This is a genomic window from Bradyrhizobium sp. KZN70725 (assembly GCF_055264925.1).
The window spans coordinates 167,369-188,569 of sequence record NZ_JBUYWT010000005.1 but is presented as its reverse complement, the minus strand read 5'-3'; the positions used below and the strand labels follow the sequence as shown (position 1 = coordinate 188,569).

At 65.1% G+C, this 21,201-nt stretch carries 18 protein-coding genes; 7 read left to right on the top strand and 11 right to left on the bottom strand.

Translation table 11 applies throughout. The annotated features are described in order from the left end of the window. Positions 1–261: 261 nt before the first annotated feature. Positions 262–1,863, bottom strand: coding sequence for a phytoene desaturase family protein (locus ACZBJS_RS07095; RefSeq protein WP_316393738.1), 1,602 nt, complete (start codon positions 1,861–1,863; stop codon positions 262–264). Positions 1,864–2,042: 179 nt separating this feature from the next. Here ACZBJS_RS07095 and ACZBJS_RS07090 point away from each other — a divergent pair, with 179 nt between their 5' ends. Next, on the top strand, positions 2,043–4,307 hold the full coding sequence (locus ACZBJS_RS07090; RefSeq protein WP_463438608.1) for a spermidine synthase: 2,265 nt from the start codon (positions 2,043–2,045) through the stop codon (positions 4,305–4,307). 46 nt (positions 4,308–4,353) lie between these two features. Here the strand turns inward: ACZBJS_RS07090 and ACZBJS_RS07085 are convergent, their stop codons facing one another. Beyond that, on the bottom strand, positions 4,354–4,941 hold the full coding sequence (locus ACZBJS_RS07085; protein WP_316393741.1) for a TetR/AcrR family transcriptional regulator: 588 nt from the start codon (positions 4,939–4,941) through the stop codon (positions 4,354–4,356). A 135-nt stretch (positions 4,942–5,076) separates the two neighbouring features. Here ACZBJS_RS07085 and ACZBJS_RS07080 point away from each other — a divergent pair, with 135 nt between their 5' ends. Further along, positions 5,077–5,634 (top strand): DUF308 domain-containing protein, encoded by a 558-nt coding sequence (locus ACZBJS_RS07080; protein ID WP_316393742.1) that lies wholly within the window; start codon positions 5,077–5,079, stop codon positions 5,632–5,634. Positions 5,635–5,726: 92 nt separating this feature from the next. Here ACZBJS_RS07080 and ACZBJS_RS07075 read toward each other — a convergent pair whose 3' ends face one another. Together ACZBJS_RS07075 and ACZBJS_RS07070 are read right to left on the bottom strand one after the other, a co-directional pair. Next, positions 5,727–6,575, bottom strand: coding sequence for an alpha/beta fold hydrolase (locus tag ACZBJS_RS07075; RefSeq protein WP_316393743.1), 849 nt, complete (start codon positions 6,573–6,575; stop codon positions 5,727–5,729). Between the two features lie 317 nt (positions 6,576–6,892). After that, positions 6,893–7,687: a L,D-transpeptidase gene (locus ACZBJS_RS07070; protein WP_316393745.1), complete on the bottom strand. Its 795-nt coding sequence runs from the start codon at positions 7,685–7,687 to the stop codon at positions 6,893–6,895. A gap of 300 nt (positions 7,688–7,987) precedes the next feature. Here ACZBJS_RS07070 and ACZBJS_RS07065 point away from each other — a divergent pair, with 300 nt between their 5' ends. Continuing rightward, positions 7,988–8,317 (top strand): hypothetical protein, encoded by a 330-nt coding sequence (locus ACZBJS_RS07065; protein WP_018273009.1) that lies wholly within the window; start codon positions 7,988–7,990, stop codon positions 8,315–8,317. Between the two features lie 162 nt (positions 8,318–8,479). On the opposite strand, the gene ACZBJS_RS07060 is transcribed toward ACZBJS_RS07065, so the two are convergent. From ACZBJS_RS07060 to ACZBJS_RS07040, 5 genes are all read right to left on the bottom strand, one after another. Continuing rightward, a complete protein-coding gene (locus ACZBJS_RS07060; RefSeq protein ID WP_028342160.1) occupies positions 8,480–9,241 on the bottom strand; it encodes an ABC transporter permease in 762 nt (253 codons plus the stop codon). Beyond that, the gene (locus ACZBJS_RS07055) at positions 9,238–10,161 is read right to left on the bottom strand and encodes an ABC transporter ATP-binding protein (protein WP_018273008.1); all 924 of its coding nucleotides are present in this window, start codon (positions 10,159–10,161) and stop codon (positions 9,238–9,240) included. Before ACZBJS_RS07055 ends, ACZBJS_RS07060 begins: the two co-directional genes overlap by 4 nt. A 447-nt stretch (positions 10,162–10,608) precedes the next feature. After that, positions 10,609–11,301, bottom strand: coding sequence for an OmpA family protein (locus ACZBJS_RS07050; RefSeq protein WP_316393752.1), 693 nt, complete (start codon positions 11,299–11,301; stop codon positions 10,609–10,611). After that, on the bottom strand, positions 11,298–11,711 hold the full coding sequence (locus ACZBJS_RS07045) for a hypothetical protein (RefSeq protein ID WP_057015016.1): 414 nt from the start codon (positions 11,709–11,711) through the stop codon (positions 11,298–11,300). The genes ACZBJS_RS07050 and ACZBJS_RS07045 overlap by 4 nt, the downstream gene beginning before the upstream one ends. Positions 11,712–11,801: 90 nt before the next feature. Further along, entirely contained in the window at positions 11,802–14,393 is a 2,592-nt protein-coding gene (locus ACZBJS_RS07040; RefSeq protein WP_463438607.1) for an ATP-dependent helicase, read from the bottom strand. Between the two features lie 292 nt (positions 14,394–14,685). Between ACZBJS_RS07040 and ACZBJS_RS07035 the strand changes: the two genes are divergently transcribed. Next, positions 14,686–14,859, top strand: a complete 174-nt coding sequence (locus ACZBJS_RS07035; RefSeq protein WP_016846258.1) for a DUF1328 domain-containing protein — start codon at positions 14,686–14,688, stop codon at positions 14,857–14,859. A 42-nt stretch (positions 14,860–14,901) separates the two neighbouring features. Here the strand turns inward: ACZBJS_RS07035 and ACZBJS_RS07030 are convergent, their stop codons facing one another. After that, positions 14,902–15,390, bottom strand: a complete 489-nt coding sequence (locus ACZBJS_RS07030) for a thioesterase family protein (RefSeq protein WP_316393868.1) — start codon at positions 15,388–15,390, stop codon at positions 14,902–14,904. A gap of 160 nt (positions 15,391–15,550) precedes the next feature. On the opposite strand from ACZBJS_RS07030, the gene ACZBJS_RS07025 reads away from it, so the two are divergent. The 3 genes from ACZBJS_RS07025 (at position 15,551) to ACZBJS_RS07015 (ending at position 19,123) form a co-directional block, all read left to right on the top strand. Then, a complete protein-coding gene (locus tag ACZBJS_RS07025; protein WP_316393758.1) occupies positions 15,551–16,975 on the top strand; it encodes an FAD-binding oxidoreductase in 1,425 nt (474 codons plus the stop codon). A gap of 136 nt (positions 16,976–17,111) precedes the next feature. Beyond that, the gene (locus ACZBJS_RS07020; protein ID WP_316393760.1) at positions 17,112–18,494 is read left to right on the top strand and encodes a Spy/CpxP family protein refolding chaperone; all 1,383 of its coding nucleotides are present in this window, start codon (positions 17,112–17,114) and stop codon (positions 18,492–18,494) included. A gap of 236 nt (positions 18,495–18,730) precedes the next feature. Further along, positions 18,731–19,123, top strand: a complete 393-nt coding sequence (locus ACZBJS_RS07015) for a hypothetical protein (RefSeq protein ID WP_092088648.1) — start codon at positions 18,731–18,733, stop codon at positions 19,121–19,123. Between the two features lie 307 nt (positions 19,124–19,430). Here ACZBJS_RS07015 and ACZBJS_RS07010 read toward each other — a convergent pair whose 3' ends face one another. Further along, positions 19,431–21,119 (bottom strand): SulP family inorganic anion transporter, encoded by a 1,689-nt coding sequence (locus tag ACZBJS_RS07010; RefSeq protein ID WP_463438606.1) that lies wholly within the window; start codon positions 21,117–21,119, stop codon positions 19,431–19,433. Positions 21,120–21,201 lie beyond the last annotated feature (82 nt).

The following is a 21,201-nucleotide window of genomic DNA, read 5'->3' as shown; positions in this document are numbered from 1 at the left end:
TCTCGAACGGCGTTCTCAGGGAAGCACCGGGCGACATGTCGCCCGGTGTTTTCTTTTTGACCGATTGTCCACAGAGCCACACGCAGCTTGTCGACAAGACATCAACTGCGTTCTCCCGGGATTGTCAGCGTCGATCGCACAGCCGGTCCACAGCGACGTCCACCGGTTATCCCGTCTTGAGACAAGGCCGCTGTCCACCGCAGACCCACAGCTTCTCAACACGCCTGTCCTCAGCTTGTCCCGCGGCGCGCGGTGTGTCGTCTACGAGAACAGCGCGCGATGGTCGGCCAGGATGGCCCGCGCGGCATTGTGGCCGGGGGCGCCGGTGACGCCGCCGCCGGGATGGGCGCCGGAACCGCAATGGTAGAGACCCTTCAGAGGTCCGCGATAGTCGGCATGGCCGAGCATCGGCCGTGCCGAGAACAACTGGTTCAATGTCAGCGCGCCGTGGAAGATGTCGCCGCCGAGCAGGCCGAATTGCCGCTCGAGGTCGAGCGGCGACAGGATCTGGCGGCCGATCACGCTGCCTGCGAACCCGGGCGCGTAGTGGTCGACGGTTGCGATCATCAGATCGGCGACCTCCTCGCGATGATCGTCCCACGATCTGCCGTCGGGCAGTTGCGGCGCGACGTGCTGGCAGAACAGGCTCGCGACATGCTGGCCCGGCGGGCTCAGGCTGTCGTCGAGCGTCGAGGGGATCAGCACCTCGACGACCGGAGCGCGGCTCCAGCCGAATTCGCGCGCGTCGTGCCAGGCGCGATCCATGTAGCCGAGGCTCGGAGCGATGATGATCCCCGCCGTGAGGTGATCCCCTAGGCCGGGCAGCACGGTGAACGAGGGCAGGGCACTTAGCGCCACATTCATCCTGAACGTGCCGGACCCGTTCCGCCATCGTGAGATGCGCGCGCGAAACTCGGGCGCCAATGCGCCCTCCGGCACCAGGCGTGTGTACAGCAGCTTCGGATTGACGTTCGAGACGACGTATTTGGCGCGCACGGTCTTGTCATTGTCGAGGACGACGCCGACGGCGCGCTGCTTCTCGACGATCACCTCGCTGACGGCAGCATCGGTTTCGATCTCGACGCCATGGCTGCGCGCGGCACGCGCCATCGCCTGGGTGATCGCACCCATGCCGCCGATCGCGTGGCCCCAGACGCCTTTCTTGCCGTTCACCTCGCCGAACGCATGATGCAGCATCACATAGGCCGAGCCCGCCGCGTAGGGGCTGGCATAATTGCCGACGATGGCATCGAAGCCGAACAGCGCCTTGACGAGGTCGTTCTCGAATCGCTCGTCGAGCATCTCACCGGCCGATCGCGTGAATAGGTCGAGCAGATTGCGCTGCTGTTCCAGCGACAGCCGGCGCAGGATGTTGGCGGTGCCGAGCGCGTTGAAGGCCTCGCTGATCGCGCTGATGCCAAAGCCCTCGACGAGGTTCGGCGGTGCGCGCAGCACGAATTGCCGCAGCACGTCGGCGATGGCTTCGAGTTCCCCTGAGAACACGCCGATTGCGGCGGCGTCCTTGCGGCTGAGCTTTGCGACCGACTCCCGGGTTCGGCATTCGCCCGTCAGCAAATAGCTGCCGTCGGGCGCGGGGAGGAAGTTCTGCGCGCGCCGCTCGACGATCCTGAGGCCGTGATCGGCAAGTTTCAGGTCAGACACGATCTGCGGATTGAGCAGGCTCACCGTGTAGGCGGCGACCGAATTGCGGAAGCCCGGGCAAAATTCTTCGGTGACCGCAGCGCCGCCGACCACCTTGCGGCGTTCCACGACCTTCACGCGCAGCCCGGCCATCGCGAGATAGGCCGCGCAGGTGAGGCCGTTGTGCCCCGCACCGATGATGACGACGTCCGTTTCGTTCATGTCCGCTTCAAGAAGCAGTGATTAGAGCATGTGCTGTGGCGCCGCAGCGCCGCGTCGTCAAGTCCGCGTGACCGCCGTTTCTTGTCCGTGATAGTGCCGTATGCTCAACTGAAATCCTCCGGTGGGGTGCCACCGGACTGTCCGCCTCCGGCGCCCGCCGGGTCCATGCCGGAGCTTTCATGACGTCTGAGCCGACCGCCTCGCGCAACCGGCTGGTGCTGGTTGTCTACACCGCCGCGATCTTCGTCAGTGCCCTGTTGCTGTTCTCGGTGCAGCCGCTGTTCACCAAGATGGTGCTGCCGCGGCTCGGCGGCTCGCCGGCGGTGTGGTCGGTGGCGATGGTGTTCTTCCAGTCGCTGCTGCTCGGCGGCTACGCCTATGCGCATCTCTTGATGAAGCTGAACGGCCGTATTGCGCCGGTCGTGGTGCATCTGGTGCTGCTCGTCGTCGCGTTGCTGACCTTGCCACTGGCGATCAGGAGCGGCTGGGGCGAGCCGCCGACGTCCGGCTATGCGATCTGGCTGCTCGGCCTATTCGCGGTTTCGATCGGCCTGCCGTTCTTCGCGCTCGCCGCCAACAATCCGCTGCTGCAGGCCTGGTTCGTGCGCACCGGACATCCCAATGGTCCCGATCCGTATTTCCTCTACGCATCCTCGAACATCGGCAGCTTCCTCGCGCTATTGTCCTATCCGGTGCTGCTCGAGCCGATGTTCACGTTGCGCACCCAGAACCTGATCTGGACCGGTGGTTATGGTCTGCTGATCATTCTGATCGCGAGTTGCGGTGTGCTGCTGTTGCGGTCGCCGGCCAATGCCGCCGCGCTCGACATGCAGGTCGATGACGCCAATGCGCCGGCGCCGTCCTGGCCGCTGCGGGCGCGCTGGATCTTCCTCGCCGCGGTGCCGTCCGGCCTCTTGATCGCGGTGACGGCGCATATCTCGACCGACGTCGCCGCCGCGCCCCTGCTGTGGGTGCTGCCGCTGTCGCTGTATCTCTTGACCTGGGTGCTGGTGTTCCAGTCGCGGCCACTATTGCCGCACAAATGGATGCTGCGGGCGCAGCCGCTGGCGATTGCCGGCGTCGTGATCCTGCTTGCGGTCGGAGGCGAGCAGAACCTGCTGCTCACGCTCGGTGGCCATCAGCTTTGCTTCTTCATCATCGCGATGGCCTGTCACGGCGAGCTCGCGCGCACCCGCCCGGCGGCGAAATATCTCACCGGCTTCTACGTCGCGCTGTCGTTCGGCGGCATGGTCGGCGGCCTGTTCGCAGGGCTTATTGCGCCTTTTACCTTCTCGTGGGTCGCCGAATATCCGATCCTGCTGGCGCTCGCGGCGCTATGCCGTCCGCCCGGCGGCGCGGAGCGGCTGCCGCGCTGGAGCGCCTGGTACTGGCCGTTCCTCGCGGTGCTGGCGGTGGCGCTGATCGCGCCAAGCTATTCGGCCGGCGACATCTTCAACTGGTTCGACGTGCACCGGGTCTGGGTGATCGGCGCGGTCGGCGTGCTCTCGGCGCTGCTGGCGCTCGCGCTGAACGCCAATCGCTGGAAGATCTTCGCCACCGTGGTGGTCGCGCTGGTGGTGCTGCGTGCCTATCCATCCGACGACGGCCGCGTCGAAACCGTGCGCAGCTTCTTCGGCGTGCACAAGATCGTGGTGACGCCGAACGGGCAGTATCACGTGCTGATGCACGGCACCACGATCCATGGCGCCGAGAAGTTCAAGAACGATGACGGCACGCCGGTCGCCGGAAAGCCCGAACCGATCAGCTACTATCACAAGGACGGCGGCATCGGGCGGGCGATATCAGCGATCCGCGAGCGTAAGGGCGCGCCGCTGAAGGTGGCGGTGATCGGGCTAGGTTCGGGGACGCTGACCTGCGCGTCGGCCCCCGGCGAGGACTGGCGCTTCTTCGAGATCGACCAATCAATGGTCGATACCGCGCGCGATCCGAAATACTTCACCTACCTCCAGAACTGCGAGCCGAACCTCAAGCCCGTCATCGGCGACGCGCGGCTGACCTTCGCCAAGGAGCCGGACGGCGCCTACGATCTGATCATCGTCGACGCCTATTCGTCGGACGCGATCCCGATCCATCTCGCGACCGAGGAGGCGATGGCGATCTACAAGGAGAAGCTGGCGCCGCAGGGCGCGGTCGTGATGCACGTCTCCAACCGTCACCTCGAACTTGCCAGCGTCGTGGTCGGCATTGCCGACGCCAACGACATGAAGAGCTGGGTCTACAGCGAGGATTCCGGCCGCGACAACGAGTACATCTTCTCGACCTCGGTCGTGGTCTCCGCGCGCGAGGAGGAAGACGTCGGCAAGCTCGCATCGTCGGATGTCTGGACCGAGACCGAAGCCGACGAGAAGCAGCGGGTCTGGACCGACGACTATTCGAACGTGCTGGGTGCAGTGTACCGCCGCCTGCGCGACGGCGAGCAGTAGGACCTGCTAGCCGAGCCAATCGCGGCGGCTTCCGCGCGATAATTCTCTAGCGATCGGCTACCAGCAGTCTGGCGAACTGGGGCTTGACGATCGCGGCAAACATTCCGGGATCGTCGAAAGCCCTCGCCGAGAGCATTGCCCCATGAACCGATGCCATCAGCATCTGGGCCTCCTCGTGCGGCCGCTGGTCCAGCCGGAACAGATGCTGTTCCGCGCCGGCCTGCAGCACCGAGGTGAGCCATCCCGCAAGATGATGGAAATGGGCGCCGACGCGCGATGCGACCTCGTCCGGCAGCATCGGCATCTCGCCGGCAAGCATCGCGCAGACGCAGAACGGCAGCGAGGCATCGCCGATGCACGCCTGCCAGAAGTTCACGTAAGCCTGCAGTTGGTCGGCCGGGCTTGCGAATTGCTCCCGAAGCGACTTCAGGCCCAGCTCGGTCTGCTGCCGGTAGCGATCCACCAGCGCCGAGACCAGCTCGGCCTTGGTCGGGAAGTGATGGTGGATGCTCGCCTTCCGGATGCCGATGGCATCCGAGATGTCGGCATAGCTAAAGCCGTTATAGCCCCCCGCGACGATGAGGGGCTGCGCGACGTCGAGAATTTTTTCAGAAGTCGAAGTCATCACGTTCACGTCATGCCTACCTTCCAGTAGGTAAATTACAAAGATAGATCAAGGCCTTCCTCTCCACACAGGGCGTCCAAGCGCCAAGATTGACTGGAATCCATCAACTACCTACTAGTAGGAAGACAACAAGGAGCCCTGTCAATGCAAAGCCACCTTTCGACCCAATCCACTTGGCTGCGATCCTATTATCTCGGGCGCGCCATCTTCTCGGTCGCCTGGGTCGCCGCTGCCGTTCTGTTTAGCGGCCAAGCCGGCCCTGCCGGGGTTCTGCTCGTGATCTACCCGGCGTGGGACGGCATCGCCAATCTGGCTGATGCCCGGGTCAATGGCGGCCTGAAGGCCAACCCATCCCAGGCCCTGAATGTCGCGGTCAGCGTGATCACGACGCTCGCCGTGATCGTGGCGCTCCGCCACAGCAGCTATGCCGTCCTCGCCGTGTTCGGGGTTTGGGCGATCCTCGCGGGCGTGCTGCAATTGTACACCGGCGTCAGGCGCTGGCGTCATTATGGCGCGCAATGGGCGATGATCCTGAGTGGCGCACAGTCGGCACTCGCCGGCGGCTACATGATCAGCCAGTCCGTCGGTACCGTTGCGCCGACCATTCTCGACGTCGCTCCCTATGCGGGCTTCGGCGCGTTCTACTTCTTGCTTTCCGCAATCTGGCTCGTTGCCACCGGCTATCGCCACGCGCGCGCCTAGAGTCAAAGCAAGCAGCTGGAGCTCCGTTCCGATTCAATCGGAACGGAGAGCTGTCCGACGGAGAGCGCCAGCTCGCCTTCAGCGCGACGCGACTATTTGTTCTCTGGCGGCGCTGTACTCGCGGAGGCGGGCGTCGAGGCAGCGAGCAGCGGCATCGTCGGCGTGCTCTCGCCGGCATCCTCGTCGAGGAATCGCTCCACGCCGGCCTGGATCGACGACTTCGCGCTGTCCGGGCCGCGGTCGCTGAGATCGTTGTGCTGGAATTCGGTTCTGACCACCTTGATGCCGAATCTCGCACAGGTCTCGTCGTCGGGCACGACGCCGGGATCGGCCTTGAACACCGGATCCCTGGAGCGGAACGAGAGGATCTTGATCTTGCCGTCGGTGATGAAGGGGACGCGCAGATTGTCCAGCGTGACGACCTTCTTGACCAGGTCGGGGTGCTGCTTGGCGAAGAACATCGAGATGTCTCCGCCGTTGGAATGGCCGATCAACGTCAGCTGGCGATAGTTTGCGTTCGGGTAGAGCTTCTTGAGCTCGTCGATCGCATACATGATGTTGAAGACGCCGCGATTGTACTGCATGCGGCGGCCGACATATTCCTCGCCGACCTTGGTGACCATCGGCGCGTCGGTGTCGAGATCATGCTGAATGCTGACCACGAGGTAGCCGCGCGACGCGAACAAATTGGTGAGGAACGAGTACTCGGTGTTCTTGACGGTGTTGCCGTGGCTCAGGATCGCGACCGGCAGCTCGATCATCTCGGCCATCGCCTGCATTTGCCGGTCACGGCGCACCGCGACCTCGACCGTGACGTCGCGGTCGTCGCGCAGAACGTCGTGGAACGTCAGCGTCGTGTGACGGATGGCCCATCTGTCCGTCGTGAAATAAGCGGCCATCGCCACGATGCACAGGCAAAGGACAATGATGCCCCGTTTCATGTCGACCTCTGATCTAGTCTGCGTGACCCGCGCTTCTCGCCCTGATTTCATCGGGCATGCCGCGTGAATCGGACTCCAGGGGCCAGGCGGGCGCTTGTGCCGCCGAATATCGGGCTAGTTTTACAATCAGATGACGACGCGACGACGGGCCACGGCGCACGATGACGGGCGCCCTTTGCGAAGGTCACAAGCGGGTGAGGGGAGCGTGAACTGACGGCGCCCTGCCTGCGGCGCCGTCACGGATCAAGAGCGTGCGGCAGATTTCTTTTGACGCGTTTTCTTCACGCGAACCGGCGCCTACTTCGCTCGAAAACGCTCTAATCCTGATAGGTGTTGCCGTAGAAGCCGCGCGACTGATAGGCGGGGCGCGGCTGGTAGTAGCCCTGCGGCGCCGGGGCGTAGCCCTGATTGCCGTAATACTGCTGCTGCTGGCCATAGGCCTGAGCGTCGTAGACACGGCGGCTTGACGGCGGTGCCGGATAGCGGCGATCGGTCGAGCTGCCGTCGGCTGGATAGATGTAGCCGTCATCGGTGCGGACCTGCGCCGGATAGTCGCGCGGCTGCGGCGTCAGCACGACCGGGTCGCCGGCGGCGGCGGTGCCGTACTGCTCGTCATATTGCTGCGGCGCGCGGCGGGCGACGGCGGTGCCATTGCGCCCACGCGGATTGCGCGCCAGCGCGACCTGCGACGAGCCGGTCAGCGTCACGGTGGTGTTGAGCACGCCTTCCTTCTGGACCAGGGAGTAAAGCGTGGTTGCGTTGTCGCGCGACAGCCGCACGCAGCCATGCGAGGCCGGCGAGCCGAGGCGGCTCACCGAGTCGGTGCCGTGAATCGCGTGCCCGATCTTGGTGAAGAAAATCGAGTGCGGCATCGGCGCGTCGTCGAATTCCTTGGAGTAGTGATCCTCTTCCATGCGGAAGGCGCGGAAGCTGCCGTTCGGCGTTTCGCGCGACGGGATGCCGGTCGAGACCGGCCAGTGATAGCGCGCGACGCCGTCGACCGCGACGGTCATCTGCTGGTTGTCCTTGTCGATGGTGATATCGACTTTGGCCTGTGCGGCACCGGCGGTGAAGAGCATCACGGACGTGAACGCAATGAGGAACGAACGCATTTTACCTTTGGCCTCCAGGCCTGCTCGCGAAGCCGCGGCTCTCCGTCCCCGGCAATCAATATGCACGGAATCCGAACTTGGTTCCAGTGGCGGGCCAAGGCCGTGATCAGTCGCCATGGTTAATCCCGTGCGCGGCGCAAACAAGGCCGAAGCCGGGCCTGGCTGTCACGGCGGGCTGACTTTTTCGCGAGCAGGCCGCGACCACGGCCCGATTGGTCTCCGACACGCAACCATTTGGCCGCATGAGCGTTTAACAATCCCGCCCGGCGGCGCGTTCGCGCCGCGCATCAAGGAATCCAGATGAACAACACCAAGGTGAAGACCGCGGCCGTCGTCCCAGCCGGCCTCTCCGCGCGGCTCCTGCTTGCGGCCGCAGCCCTCGCTTTGACGCTGGTCGCAGTCCCCCATGCAGGCCATGCCCAGGGCATCGTCCGCGGCGCTCATGAGGGCGCCTATGAGGGCAACCGGGTCGCCGGCCCGGTGGGCGGCGTGGTTGGCGGCGCCGTCGGCGCCGGCGTTGGTGGCGCCATGGGCGCGGTCAAGGGCGTGTTCGGCATCCCGGATCGCGGTTACCGGCGTGGCCACCGCTGCCGCGGCTATTACCGCCACGGTCATTTCCACTGCTATTGATTGGGATTGTCATTCCGGGGCATGCGAAGCATGAACCCGGAATCTTGCGCCGCAGTTCGACAGACGCGTAGCCCGGATGGAGCGAAGCGAAATCCGGGTTCTGCAGGCTTGGCGACAAGGTCCCGGATTGCGCTTCGCTCCATCCGGGCTACTGAAGCTTAGTCAGTTCTTCAGCCGGTAGCCGGTTCTGAAGATCCACGCCACGATGGCCATGCAGGCGACCAGGAAGCCCACGGTCATGCCGAGACTCAGCGGCACGCTGACATCGGCGATCTCGTAGAAGCTCCAGCGGAAGCCAGAGATCAGATAGACCACGGGATTGAGCAGGGTAATGGTGCGCCAGCCCGACGGCAGCATGTTCACCGAATAGAAGCTGCCGCCGAGGAAGGTCAGCGGTGTCACCACCAGCATCGGGATCATCTGCAGCTTCTCGAAGCCATCGGCCCAGATGCCGATGATGAAGCCGAACAGGCTGAAGGTGACCGCCGTCAGCACCAGGAAGGTCAGCATCCACACCGGATGCTGGATATGCAAGGGTACGAAAAGCCCGGCCGTCGCCAGGATGATCAGGCCGAGGATGATCGACTTGGTGGCGGCGGCGCCGACATAGCCGATGACGATCTCGAAATAGGAGATCGGCGCCGACAGGATCTCGTAGATCGTGCCGACGAATTTTGGGAAGTAGATGCCGAACGAGGCGTTGGAGATGCTCTGCGTCAGCACCGACAGCATCACGAGCCCCGGCACGATGAAGGTGCCGTAGCTGACGCCCTCGACCTCGGTGATGCGCGAGCCGATCGCGGCGCCGAACACCACGAAATACAGCGAGGTCGACACCACGGGCGAGACGATGCTCTGCAGCAGCGTGCGCCAGGTGCGCGCCATTTCGAACAGGTAGATGGCCCGGATTGCGCGGTAGTTCATGGCGCCCTCACGAGGCTGACGAAGATGTCTTCGAGGGAGCTTTGTTTGGTATCGAGGTCCGAGATGCGGATGCCGGCATTGCGGAGATCGTTGAGCAGGCTGGTGATGCCGGTGCGGTCGCCTTTGGTATCGTAGTCGTAGGTCACGGTGCGGCCGTCGTCGGACAATTCGAGATTGTAGGCAGACAGAACATCGGGAATGGCCTCGAGCTTGTTCTGCAACTGCAGGGTCAGCTCCTTCTTGCCGAGCTTCTGCATCAAGGTCGCCTTGTCCTCGATCAGGATGATCTCGCCCTTGTTGATGACGCCGATGCGGTCGGCCATCTCCTCGGCTTCCTCGATGTAGTGCGTGGTCAGGATAATGGTGACGCCGGAAGCCTGCAGCGTGCGGACCACCTCCCACATGCCCTTGCGCAATTCGACGTCGACGCCGGCGGTCGGCTCGTCGAGGAACAGGATCTGCGGCTCGTGCGACAGCGCCTTGGCGATCATCACGCGGCGCTTCATGCCGCCGGACAGCGTGATGATCTTGTCGTCCTTCTTGTCCCATAGCGACAGGTCGCGCAGCACCTTCTCGATATGGGCGGGGTTCTTCGGCTTGCCGAACAGGCCGCGGCTGAAGCTGACGGTCGCCCACACCGACTCGAACGCGTCGGTGTGCAGTTCCTGCGGAACCAGCCCAATCATCGACCGCGCCGCGCGATAGTCGGCGATGATGTCGTGCCCGCCGATCGTGATGCGGCCCTCGCTCGGATTCGCGATGCCGCAGATGATGCTGATCAGCGTGGTCTTGCCGGCGCCGTTCGGCCCGAGCAGCGCGAAGATCTCGCCTTTGACGATATCGAGATTGATGCCCTTCAGCGCCTTGAAGCCGGAGCCATAGGTTTTTGAAAGATTGGATACGGAAATGATCGGCGACATGGAGAGTCGGTGAGCGTGAGGGAGGGGGCGCGCGCGGATTGGGGCCCGGGCAGGCGCGTGATGCGGGTTCAGCCCAGATAGGAACGCACGGTCCGTTCTGCAATCGGTCGGCGAGGGAGAAATTTATTCTGCAGCGTGCACCGCTCCCGCTTGCGGGCAGGGCCATTGCATACGGCGCTTGCGGCCTCTGCAACTCACGTGTCCACGTATCGAGGCCGGGCTCGAACGAGGCTGATAGCCTGCCGCCTCAGGGGCGCACTACCAAAATATCGAAAACAACCCCATGCAAAGGAGCCGGCGGCCGGCGGCGCATATTGCAACTTGACCCGTCGGGCAAATCAGCGGTAATCTTCTATTATTCCGAAATCGTGGAGGCGCCGCTCGCCCCGGGGACATCGTATACGGGCGGGAGGGGACGCAGTTCCGACGCCCCGATATTCAATCCAATCAGTGCTTCTTGGCTGATTTCGCCGGCTTCTTGGCGGCGGCCGTCGGGACAGGGTGCGCCGGCGGCGCGCTGTCGGCGACCTTCGCGACCAGCATGATCTGCACCTGGTTGTTGACCGGCGCGTTGGGTTTGGTCGGGTCGAGCAACTGCTCCTCGCCGAGCCCGACCGACTGCAGGCGCTTCGCGGTGATCTTGAAGGTGTTGACCAGGATGTCGCGGATCGCGTCGGCGCGCCGCTGGCTCAGCAGCACATTGTTCTCGCGTCGTCCGGTCGATTCGATGTGGCCGACGATCAGGAAGGTGTAGGGCAGCAGCGAGGAGTGCGTCAGCGCATCGGCGATCCGCCCGACCGTCTGATACGACTCCGGCAGCACGATCGGCGTGTCGACGTCGAACGCGATGTCGACGTTAAACGTCGGCAGCTTGGTCAGGTCGGGAGCGATCGGCGGCCGTTTCGAGGGCGGCGGCTCGTTCTTCGATCGCGACTTCGATCGTTCGGCCACCTGCTGGCGCAGCGCGGGGACATCGATCTCGGCGTCTGTCTCAAAATGATTGAGCTTGGCGATGACGTCGTCGCGTGTGACGGCGGTCTGCGCCGGCGCTGGCGCAATCGACATCGCCAGCAAAGCCAGCGTGCCCAGCAGGGCCAAAAGGCCAGGATCGCGCAAGCCTCGCCTCGACAGCCGCATCATTGATACCCCGCGTCATTGATCGCCTGGGTGCAATTGCGGCTGAGGCCCTTGGCGCTGACGAGGCAGGGCACCGACTTGCTGGTCTCCTTGGTCGAGCCGCCGCAGACCTTGACGATCTCGCGGGTGCAGGCATTCGCAACGGTGACGCGCGCCGCGATCCTCTTCTGGATCGCATCGAGGGTGGAGAAGTAGCTCTCCTTGCACTGCGGCGAGATCACGTCGCGGTTGCGCGACAGGCATTCCTTGAGGCGGTTGGAGTCGAGATTGACGCCGCGGCAGTTCGCGGTGATGTCTGCGCCGCAGGCCTTGGCGAGCTGGGCTGCCGAATCGCCAAAGCTCATCGTCTCCGCGACCGCCAGCGACGGCGCGGTGAGCGCGATGACAAAAAGGAAAAACCTCCCCCGGACCATGGATCCATCTCAACCCATGAAATCAACTGGGGTCAAGGGCTACCAACAGAGAAGACCGCCAAAGAAGGTCGCCAAAGAAAGGTCGCTATGTCACACCCGTTGCACAAAGCTGTCGACCACCTTCTTCTCGCCGGCCTTTTCGAAGGCGATGGTCAGCTTGTTGCCGTCGATCTTCACCACATGGCCGTAGCCGAATTTCTGGTGAAATACCCGGTCGTCCAGCGAAAAATCCGACGTTGTGCCGGTGGACTTCGCCACCAGCTCGCCCTCGATCACGACAGGGCCGCGCTTGGTGCGATTGAAGCTTTCGGAGGAAAAGGAGGATTGCCGCTCCTCGAAGCCGCTGCCGCTACGGCCCCCGCCGCCGCGGTTGCGGTTGGCCTGGGCGCGCTGCCAGCCCGGGGTCGAATAGCTCGAGCCGAATGATTCGAGGTTGTCGAAGCGCGAGGCGCCATAGCCGCCGCTGCCGCCCCAGCCCGATCCGCCCTTGGATTCGGTGATTTCGACATTGTGCGCCGGCAGTTCGTCGAGGAAGCGCGAGGGGATCGTGGTCGACCAGGTGCCATGGATGCGGCGGTTGGTGGCGAAATAGATCTTGGCGCGGCGGCGCGCCCGGGTCAGCCCGACATGGGCGAGGCGGCGCTCCTCCTCGAGCCCGGCGCGGCCCTGTTCGTCCAGCGTGCGCTGGCTCGGAAACAGGCCTTCCTCCCAGCCCGGCAGGAACACGTTGTCGAATTCCAAGCCCTTGGCCGAATGCAGCGTCATCAGCGACACCGCCTCGTCGCCGGCCTCGCCGTCGCGGTCCATCACCAGCGAGATATGTTCGAGAAACCCTTGCAGGTTCTCGAATTCCTCCATCGAACGCACCAGCTCCTTGAGGTTCTCCAGCCGGCCCGCGGCATCAGCCGAGCGGTCCTTCTGCCACATCTCGGTGTAGCCGCTCTCGTCGAGCACGATCTCGGCGAGCTCGGTATGCGAGGCGACCTCGCGCTGGGCGCGCCAGCGGTCGAACTGCATGACGAGATCGCGCAAGGAGCCGCGCGCCTTCGGCTTCAGCTCGTCGGTCTCGACCACGGCGCGCGCCGCCTCGAACAGCGGAATGCGGCGCTTGTGGGCATGGTCGTGCAGCAGCTGCACGGTGGCGTCGCCGAGCCCCCGTTTGGGCACGTTGACGATGCGCTCGAAGGCGAGATCGTCGGCCGGCGAGTTGATGGTGCGCAAATAGGCCAGCGCATCGCGGATTTCGGCGCGCTCATAGAATCGGGGGCCGCCGATCACGCGGTAGGGCAGGCCGAGCGTGACGAAGCGGTCTTCGAACTCGCGCATCTGGAACGAGGCGCGCACCAGGATAGCGACGTCGTTGAGGTTCTCGCCCGAGCGCTGCAGTTCCTCGAGCTCCTCGCCGATCGCGCGCGCTTCCTCTTCCGAATCCCAGGAGCCGGTGACGGTGACCTTCTCACCGTCGACATCCTCGGTGCGCAGCGTCTTGCCGAGCCGGCCTTCATTATGCGCGATCAGATGCGAGGCCGCGGCCAGAATGTGGCCGGTGGAGCGGTAATTGCGCTCGAGGCGGATGACCTTGGCGCCGGGGAAATCGTGCTCGAAGCGCAGGATGTTGTCGACCTCGGCGCCGCGCCAGCCATAGATCGACTGGTCGTCGTCGCCGACGCAGCAGATGTTCTTGAGAACGGTCTGCTCCCTCTCCCCGTCCTTCACGGGGAGAGGGTCGGGGTGAGGGGCTCTATCCTCGAGCTCAGTCCGCGGAGAGTCCCCCTCACCCGGCGCGCCTTGCGCGCCGACCTCTCCCCGCAAGCGGGGCGAGGTAAGCTCGCCCGGGATCACCGCCGAGAGCGGCTGGCCCGGCCGCGACGGCGCCTGCGACAGCAGGCGCAGCCACAGATACTGCGCGACGTTGGTGTCCTGATATTCGTCGACCAGGATGAACTTGAAGCGGCTCTGGTACTGCCGCAGCACGTCCGGATTTTCGCGGAACAGCCTGATGTTCTCGAGCAGCAGGTCGCCGAAATCGGCCGCGTTGAGGATCTTCAACCGCTCCTGATAGGTCGCGTAGATCTTGCCGCCCTTGCCGTTGCCGAACGAGGCGGCTTCGCCCGCCGGCACCTGCGACGGCGACAGGCCGCGGTTCTTCCAGCCGTCGATCAGGCCGGCCAGCATCCGCGCCGGCCAGCGCTTGTCGTCGATGTTCTCGGCCTGCAGCAATTGCTTCAGCAGCCGCACCTGGTCGTCGACGTCGAGCACCGTGAAGTTGGATTTGAGCTGCACCAGCTCGGCATGGATGCGCAGGATGCGGCCGCCGATCGAGTGGAAGGTGCCGAGCCACGGCATGCCCTCGACCGCCTGGCCGAGCATCTGGCCGAGCCGCAGCTTCATCTCGCGCGCCGCCTTGTTGGTGAAGGTCACCGACAGGATCTCATGCGGCCGCGCGCGGCCCTGGCTCAGGATATGCGCGATGCGCGTGGTCAGCACGCGCGTCTTGCCGGTGCCGGCGCCGGCAAGCACCAGCACGGGGCCGTCGAGCGTCTCGACCGCCTCGCGCTGCTCCGGATTGAGGCCGCTCAGATATTGCGGGCCGGCCGCCGCCCGCGCACGCGCGGCGATGCCGCCAGCCGCCGGCTGGTGCTCGGGAACGCCGTGATAGGGCAATTTGCTCGGCTCGGTCATTGGCGAATCGTCTCGGCCCCACGATGACACCGCAGGATGGTGAAGGGGAGCCTTCTTAACAGGGATTGAAGGCCATATAGGGCCTGATCGGCCGTTTTGACAGGTTTTATCGCGGCTGGCGGGAACGCTTTTGGCAGCAGCCCGCAGTCAATCGCGGTTCCGGAAATCGGCGAAAATTTCGCGGTTTCATGCTCAGGAACCAGCATTTCCCCGCCGGATTGTTTCAACAGGTGCGGCGCCGGGCAGAGGTTCGCGCCGAGCAACAACAGGGAAACGAAGCGGAGTTTTGATCATGCTGAGCTGGGTCGTCACGTTCCTGGTCATCGCCCTCATCGCGGGCATTTTGGGCTTTGGCGGCATCGCCGGCGCCTCCGTCGAAATCGCCAAGGCGATCTTCTTCATCGCCGTCATCCTGTTTCTGGTGTCGGCGGTGGTCGGATTGGTACGCGGCCGCACAAGGGTCTAGCGAGGCCGCGAACCGGCGGCCGCTTCGCTTGAAAACGGCAAGTTATTTCGCCGAGGGCATCGCCACGTTGCGGCCGATGCCCTCGGGACGCGATACGCCCACATAGCTGTCCACGATCGCTTGCGCGCGGACGCGGATATCGGGCGGAAACGGCGCTACCTTGCGCGCCTCCATGTCGATGTGCAGCGTGAGATTTTCCGAGGTCGCGGAGAGCCAGCCTTCGGTGGCATGGCGCAGCTCCTCGAACGTGTGCAGCCGCTTCTCGTCGGCGCCGAGCAGGTAGACCTGGACCTGCACGGGATCGCCGAGATGAATCTCGCGGAGATAGCGGACGTGGCACTCGGCGGTGAAGGTCGAGCAGTGCCGCGCCTTCATGTAGTCCGGCCCGATGCCGAGCTGCAGCCACATCTCGTCGATGGCGCGGTCGAACATCACGTTGTAGTAGGCCATGTTGAGATGGCCGTTGTAGTCGATCCATTGCGGCTCGATCTGCATCACCGAGGATCTGAACGGGGCCGATGGAAGCGGCATCTCGCTGGTGGCAGTCGCTGAAGTCATGATCCGTCCCCGGTTCGTTGGCGTTCGAGCATGAGCTTTTCTGTGACTCCGGCGTCCACTTTTTCAAGTCAGGCTCTCTTGACCCCTTATACAAGCTTTGCCACGGTCGGCTAAAGGTGGGAGGAAATTTGACGTGGCGACAACGATTTCGGGCAATGTGACGCGACCTGATCCGCAGGCCCTGAAGCGCGCGATCGACGCGCTGGCGGCGCGGTTCGGCAACCGGCTCGTCACGTCGCAGGCGGTGCGCGAGCAGCACGCCCATACCACCACATGGCTGCCGACCCAGCCGCCGGACGCCGTCGTGATGGCGCAGGAAACCGCCGACATCCAGGACGTGGTGCGAATCTGCGCCGCCAATCGCGTACCGGTCATCGCCTTCGGTACCGGAACCTCGCTCGAGGGTCAGGTCAACGCGCCCGCGGGCGGCATCTGCATCGATCTGCGCGACATGAACAAGGTGCTCGAGGTCCATGCCGAGGACCTCGACTGCGTGATCCAGCCCGGCGTGACGCGGAAGGCACTCAACGAGCATCTGCGCGACCAGGGTCTGTTCTTTCCGATCGATCCCGGCGCCGATGCCTCGCTCGGCGGCATGACCTCGACCCGCGCCTCCGGCACCAACGCGGTGCGCTACGGCACCATGCGCGAGAACGTGCTGGCGCTGAAGGTGGTGCGCGGCGACGGCGAGATCATCACGACAGGCACGCGCGCCAAGAAGTCGTCGGCCGGTTACGACCTGACGCATCTGTTCGTCGGCGCCGAGGGTACGCTCGGCATCATCTCCGAACTGACCATCCGCCTGCGCGGCATTCCCGACACCATCGCGGCGGCGGCCTGTTCGTTCGACACGGTGCGTGGCGCCTGCCAGGCCACGATCCTTGCGATCCAGACCGGCATTCCGGTCGCCCGGATCGAGCTGCTCAATGCCGCGCAGGTGAAAGCCTGCAACAGCTACTCGAAGCTGTCGCTGCCGGAGACGCCGCTGCTGCTGCTGGAATTCCACGGCAGCGAGGTCGAGGTTGCCGAGCAGTCGAAGAATTTCCGCGACATCGCCGCCGAATGCGGCGGCGGCGACTTCACCTGGACCACCAAGCCTGAAGACCGCACCAAGCTGTGGCAGGCCCGGCACGACGCCTACTGGTCGGTAAAGGCGCTGCGCCCCGGCGACGGCATCGGCGTGGTCGCGACCGACGTCTGCGTGCCGATCTCGCGGCTCGCCGACTGCGTCACCGAGACCGAGGAGGATCTGCAGCGGCTCAACCTGCTGTCGCCGATCGTCGGCCATGTCGGCGACGGCAATTTCCACTGCTCGCTGCTCTGCGACGTCAACGACAAGGGCGAGATGGCGCGCGGCGAGGAGTTCATGCACCGCCTGGTCGAGCGTGCCCAGGCCATGGGCGGCACCTGCACCGGCGAGCACGGCATCGGCCAGGGCAAGCAGAAATACTTGCAGGCCGAGCTCGGTCCGGAGGCGCTCGACGCGATGCGGGCGCTGAAGCAGGCACTCGACCCGCAAAACATCTTCAATCCCGGAAAGATCGTCCCGGCCGCCTGAGGCGTCGTCACGCCGCGCAGCGTTCGCGAGCCCGCGCGCGGCGCGTGTTATACGCGGAACTTTTCCGCCCGCCCGGCGTCTCTCTTGTGCTGCGCTGTGTTGCCGCGACGTGTGTGGTGCGCGGAGGGAGGACGCCATGATCGGACGGGCAATCGGAATTGCGGTCGTGGTGCTTGCGATGGCGCTATCGGGTGACGCGATCGCCCGAGGCGGCGGCGGACACGGCGGCGGCCATGGCGGTGGGCATGGTGGCGGCCATGGAGGACATGGCGGTGGCCATGGCCACGGTGGTGGCCATGGACGCGGCGGGCATGGCTTCGGCCACATGCATTTCGGCGGCGGCCATCATGGCGGGTTCGGCCGCTCGCACGGGATCTCGCGATCAGGCTTCGCCGGCCATGGCGCCTCCGCATCGCGCGGGGGCGGCAATTTCGGCCGGATGCGCAATGCCGCGATCGCACCAGGCCATATGCGCAATGCGTTCAACTCGCTGTCGCGCAACGGCGCATTGCGCAACGGCCGGCTGTTGAGCAACCCTGCGGCGCGTGCGCAGATCGCCGCGGCTGCGGCGCTCGCCGGCTGGCACGGCGGGGCGGTGGCCAACGGCTGGTGGCAGCATCCCGGCGGCGGCTATGGCTGGGTCGGCCCGCTGTTCTGGCCGTTCGCGTACAACGACATCTACGACTACGCGATCTGGGGCGACGACATCGGATTCTGGGGCTACGGCTATCCGGACATCTATGCCGGCATCTTCGGGCCCTATGGGTATGACGATCTCAGGGCCTATCTGCCGGAGCGCCGGACGGGCCGCCGTTACCGCGGCGGCGGGCGCATCGAGCAGATGTGCGGCAATGACAGCCGTTCGGTCGCCGGCCTGCCGGTGGATCAGATCGCGGATACGGTGCAGCCGACCGAAGCGCAATCGGTGGCGCTCGGCGAGCTCGGCAACGCGTCGCTCGCGGCGGCCCAGGTGATTCGCGCGGCATGTCCCGCGCAGGTGGTGTTGACGGCCCCGAACCGCCTCGCCGCCATGCAGCAGCGGATCGAAGCAATGGTCACCGCGGTCGGAATCGTGAAGCCTCCGCTGGACAAATTCTACGGCCTGCTCGATGACGAGCAGAAAGCGCGGCTCAACGCGCTTGCCGAGAACCAGCGCAAGGAAGCCGCGGCGCGCGATCCGAACGCGACGGTCGCCCAGAGCTGCGGCGCCGCACAGCCGGCGATGCAGGAATGGCCGACCGGCGAGATCGAGGCGCGGCTGCAGCTCAGCGACGCCCAGCGCGGTGCGCTCCAGGCGCTGCAGGATGCCAGCGCCGACGCCGCGCGGAAGCTGAAGGCCGCGTGCCAGACCAATGAGGCGATGACCCCGCCCGCACGTCTTGCCTTCGTCGCCAAGCGGCTCGACGTCATGCTGCAGGCGGTCAAGGATGTCCGCGCCGCGCTCGAAAATTTCTACGCCACGCTCAGCGATGAGCAAAAGGCGCAGTTCGAGGCGATCGGGCCGAAACGATCGGCTTAGAGCCTCGGCGGTTCGCGTGAAAACGCGGCGAGCGAAATCCCCGCAGCCTCGGCCCTGACGCAATCAGAACCGAAACGGGCTTTATTCCATGAGTTCGACATCAATTCGCGCGCGGATCGGCCGCGGGTGTGGCCGCCGGGCCATAGTGTGCACCTCTTGCTCGGCACCGAGTCGACTCTGCGGTTCACAGGTTGCGCCAAGGCCAGCTATGTTTGCCGTGCTTTCAAGGTGCAGCGATGTGGTGGTTCAGCAAGGACGAGCACAAGGATATCTGGGACGATCCCGTCGCGCACCCGCTCGGCGACATCGAAGCTGCGCAGCGGATCCGTGCGATCTGCCGCGATGCCGCCGGCTGTGCCGAGGCGGTCGGCTCGCCCGACAAGCGCTCAGCGAAGAAGCAGCAGATCGAGCGTGATCGCTACGAGCGTGCCGCCAAGGTCGCGATGGAGACCGCGATGAGGATCTCCGACGAGCTGGTGCGAGATTCCGCGGTGCGCGAGATCGTCGGCCTCTGCATGAAGGCCAATAACATCAAGACGGGGCGGGCGCTGTTGCGTGCCATCCACGCCGGCTCGATCAAGGCGGAGGTCCTGAGGGAGCATCCGACGCTCGAGGGTGAGCAGGCCTGAGGTCGTCCAGTCGCCCGGATGGAGTGTAAGCGAAATCCGGGACGATTTATCAACGCGCGAGAAGATCCCGGATTGCGCTTCGCTCCATCCGGGCTACGCAGCTGAGTCGCCCTAAATTTGTAGCTCCGTCATTGCGAGGAGCGATAGCGACGAGGCAATCCATGCTTCCGCATATGCCACACGATGGATTGCTTCGCTTTGCGCGCAATGACGGAGGATCGTGCGTAGCCCGCATGAGCGAAGCGATATGCGGGAACGGTTTCCCGGGTATCGCTTCGCTCATGCGGGCTACTGATCTCACCAACCTCTACGCCTGTCCGCCGAGCGTGCGGACCGCTTCGTCGACGCTGTGGAAGACATGGTCCCGCGGCAACACCTCGTAGAGATCGAAGCGCTCGAACGCATCCTGCGCGCGCTCGGATTCGAGCCGCGCCACCGCCACCGTCACGCCCTCATCGCGGCATTCGCGAAATAGGTCGCGCAGCGCTTGCGCCGCCGTGAAATCGATCTCGATCATGCCGCTGGCCTCGATCACCAGCAGCCGCGGCTTGGGCGTCGCCCCGCCGATGGCCTGGAGCACGCCGCTGTGGAAGCTTTCCGCGTTGAGGAACGACAATGGCGCCTGCAGGCCGACGACGGCAATGCCGGACGTGCGCTCGCCTGTGACGTGCGGGCCCGTCGGCCACCAGATCGTGGTGCCGGGCACATGGACGAATTCGGCCAGCTGGCCGCGCGTCGTGGTCCAGATGCCGTGCAGCAGCGACAAGGCGATGCCGACGGCGACGCCTTGCTCGATCGGCAGCACGATGATCGCGGCTGCCGTCGCCACCACCAGCAGGAATTCATAGAACGACTGGCGGAAGATCGCGACGATCTGCGTGACGCGGATGATGCGCAGCGCCACGAACAGCAGCACGCCCCCGAGTGCCGCGTCGGGCACGTGCCGCAGCAGCGTAGCGCCGAACGCGAGCAGCGCGAGCACGATGGCCGCGGCAAACAGCCCCGAGAGCTGCGTGCGTCCGCCGGTCTCCGACACGATGCCGGTCCGCGGCGGGCTGGCGTTGACCGGAAAGGCGCCGAACAGCCCGGACAGGAGGCTGCCGGCACCGGCGCCGAGGAAGTCGCGATCGACGTCGGCCGGCTTGTCCGGATCGGACAGGAACGAGCGCGTCGTCGCCGCGGTCTGCACCATGACGACAACCGCGATCAGGATCGCCAGCGACAACAGCTTGATCCATCGCTCCGGCGCGATGTCCGGAAACGATGGCGTCGGCAGCGTCCCGGGCACGGTGCCGACCACCTTGACGCCCTTGCTTTCGAGATGGCCAGCGATCACGGCGACGGTGGCCACGACAAGGCCGATCAGCGCGCCCGGAATGCGTGCGCTGATCTTCTCCGATCCGGCGACCAGCGCCAGCACGCCGAGGCCGATCGCCAGCGTGTAGAAATTGGTTTGACCGATCTCCTCGGTGAGCACCCCGAGCTTGTAGAGCGTCGGCCCGTCCGGCGTGGTCAGGCCGAGCACGCCGGGCAATTGCGAGACCAGGATGTGGACCGAGATGCCGGCGAGGAAGCCGACCGTCACCGGGGTCGACAGTAAATTGGCGATCCAGCCGAGCTTGAACAGGCTGCCGGCGATCATGATCGCGCCGACCATCAGCGCCAGCGCCATCGCGAGCGCCTGATAGTCCGGCGAGCCGGCGGTCGCCATCAGCGCGAGGCCGCCGGCGAAGATCGGCGTGATCGTGGAGTCGGCGCCGCAGGACAGGAAGCGGTTGGCGCCGAACATCGCAAAGCCGATAGAGCCGGCCATGAAGGCGAAGAAGCCGATCTGCGGCGAGAAGCCGCCGAGCCGCGCGGTCGCCATCTGCTCCGGGATCGCAATCGCGGCGAGCGTCAGCCCGGCGATCAGGTCACCCGGCAGGTCGCTTGGCCGGAACGACCTGAGCGAACGGAAGACCGGCCAGCTGGCGCGTGTCTGACGATCCTGGCCCATCGGTGCCCCGTGAGGATTGCGGCGATTCCCCGATAGTCCGACATGGCGCGGCCAAAAGCCAGCCGACGGCACCCTGCGTCGG

What these genes read in the sequence shown, in the direction of transcription:
- ACZBJS_RS07095 (WP_316393738.1), bottom strand. Translation starts at nt 1,863, where the DNA reads ATGAACGAAACGGACGTCGTCATCATCGGTGCGGGGCACAACGGCCTC.
- ACZBJS_RS07090 (WP_463438608.1), top strand. Translation starts at nt 2,043, where the DNA reads ATGACGTCTGAGCCGACCGCCTCGCGCAACCGGCTGGTGCTGGTTGTC.
- ACZBJS_RS07080 (WP_316393742.1), top strand. Translation starts at nt 5,077, where the DNA reads ATGCAAAGCCACCTTTCGACCCAATCCACTTGGCTGCGATCCTATTAT.
- ACZBJS_RS07075 (WP_316393743.1), bottom strand. Translation starts at nt 6,575, where the DNA reads ATGAAACGGGGCATCATTGTCCTTTGCCTGTGCATCGTGGCGATGGCC.
- ACZBJS_RS07070 (WP_316393745.1), bottom strand. Translation starts at nt 7,687, where the DNA reads ATGCGTTCGTTCCTCATTGCGTTCACGTCCGTGATGCTCTTCACCGCC.
- ACZBJS_RS07065 (WP_018273009.1), top strand. Translation starts at nt 7,988, where the DNA reads ATGAACAACACCAAGGTGAAGACCGCGGCCGTCGTCCCAGCCGGCCTC.
- ACZBJS_RS07060 (WP_028342160.1), bottom strand. Translation starts at nt 9,241, where the DNA reads ATGAACTACCGCGCAATCCGGGCCATCTACCTGTTCGAAATGGCGCGC.
- ACZBJS_RS07055 (WP_018273008.1), bottom strand. Translation starts at nt 10,161, where the DNA reads ATGTCGCCGATCATTTCCGTATCCAATCTTTCAAAAACCTATGGCTCC.
- ACZBJS_RS07050 (WP_316393752.1), bottom strand. Translation starts at nt 11,301, where the DNA reads ATGATGCGGCTGTCGAGGCGAGGCTTGCGCGATCCTGGCCTTTTGGCC.
- ACZBJS_RS07045 (WP_057015016.1), bottom strand. Translation starts at nt 11,711, where the DNA reads ATGGTCCGGGGGAGGTTTTTCCTTTTTGTCATCGCGCTCACCGCGCCG.
- ACZBJS_RS07040 (WP_463438607.1), bottom strand. Translation starts at nt 14,393, where the DNA reads ATGACCGAGCCGAGCAAATTGCCCTATCACGGCGTTCCCGAGCACCAG.
- ACZBJS_RS07035 (WP_016846258.1), top strand. Translation starts at nt 14,686, where the DNA reads ATGCTGAGCTGGGTCGTCACGTTCCTGGTCATCGCCCTCATCGCGGGC.
- ACZBJS_RS07030 (WP_316393868.1), bottom strand. Translation starts at nt 15,390, where the DNA reads ATGCCGCTTCCATCGGCCCCGTTCAGATCCTCGGTGATGCAGATCGAG.
- ACZBJS_RS07020 (WP_316393760.1), top strand. Translation starts at nt 17,112, where the DNA reads ATGATCGGACGGGCAATCGGAATTGCGGTCGTGGTGCTTGCGATGGCG.
- ACZBJS_RS07015 (WP_092088648.1), top strand. Translation starts at nt 18,731, where the DNA reads ATGTGGTGGTTCAGCAAGGACGAGCACAAGGATATCTGGGACGATCCC.
- ACZBJS_RS07010 (WP_463438606.1), bottom strand. Translation starts at nt 21,119, where the DNA reads ATGGGCCAGGATCGTCAGACACGCGCCAGCTGGCCGGTCTTCCGTTCG.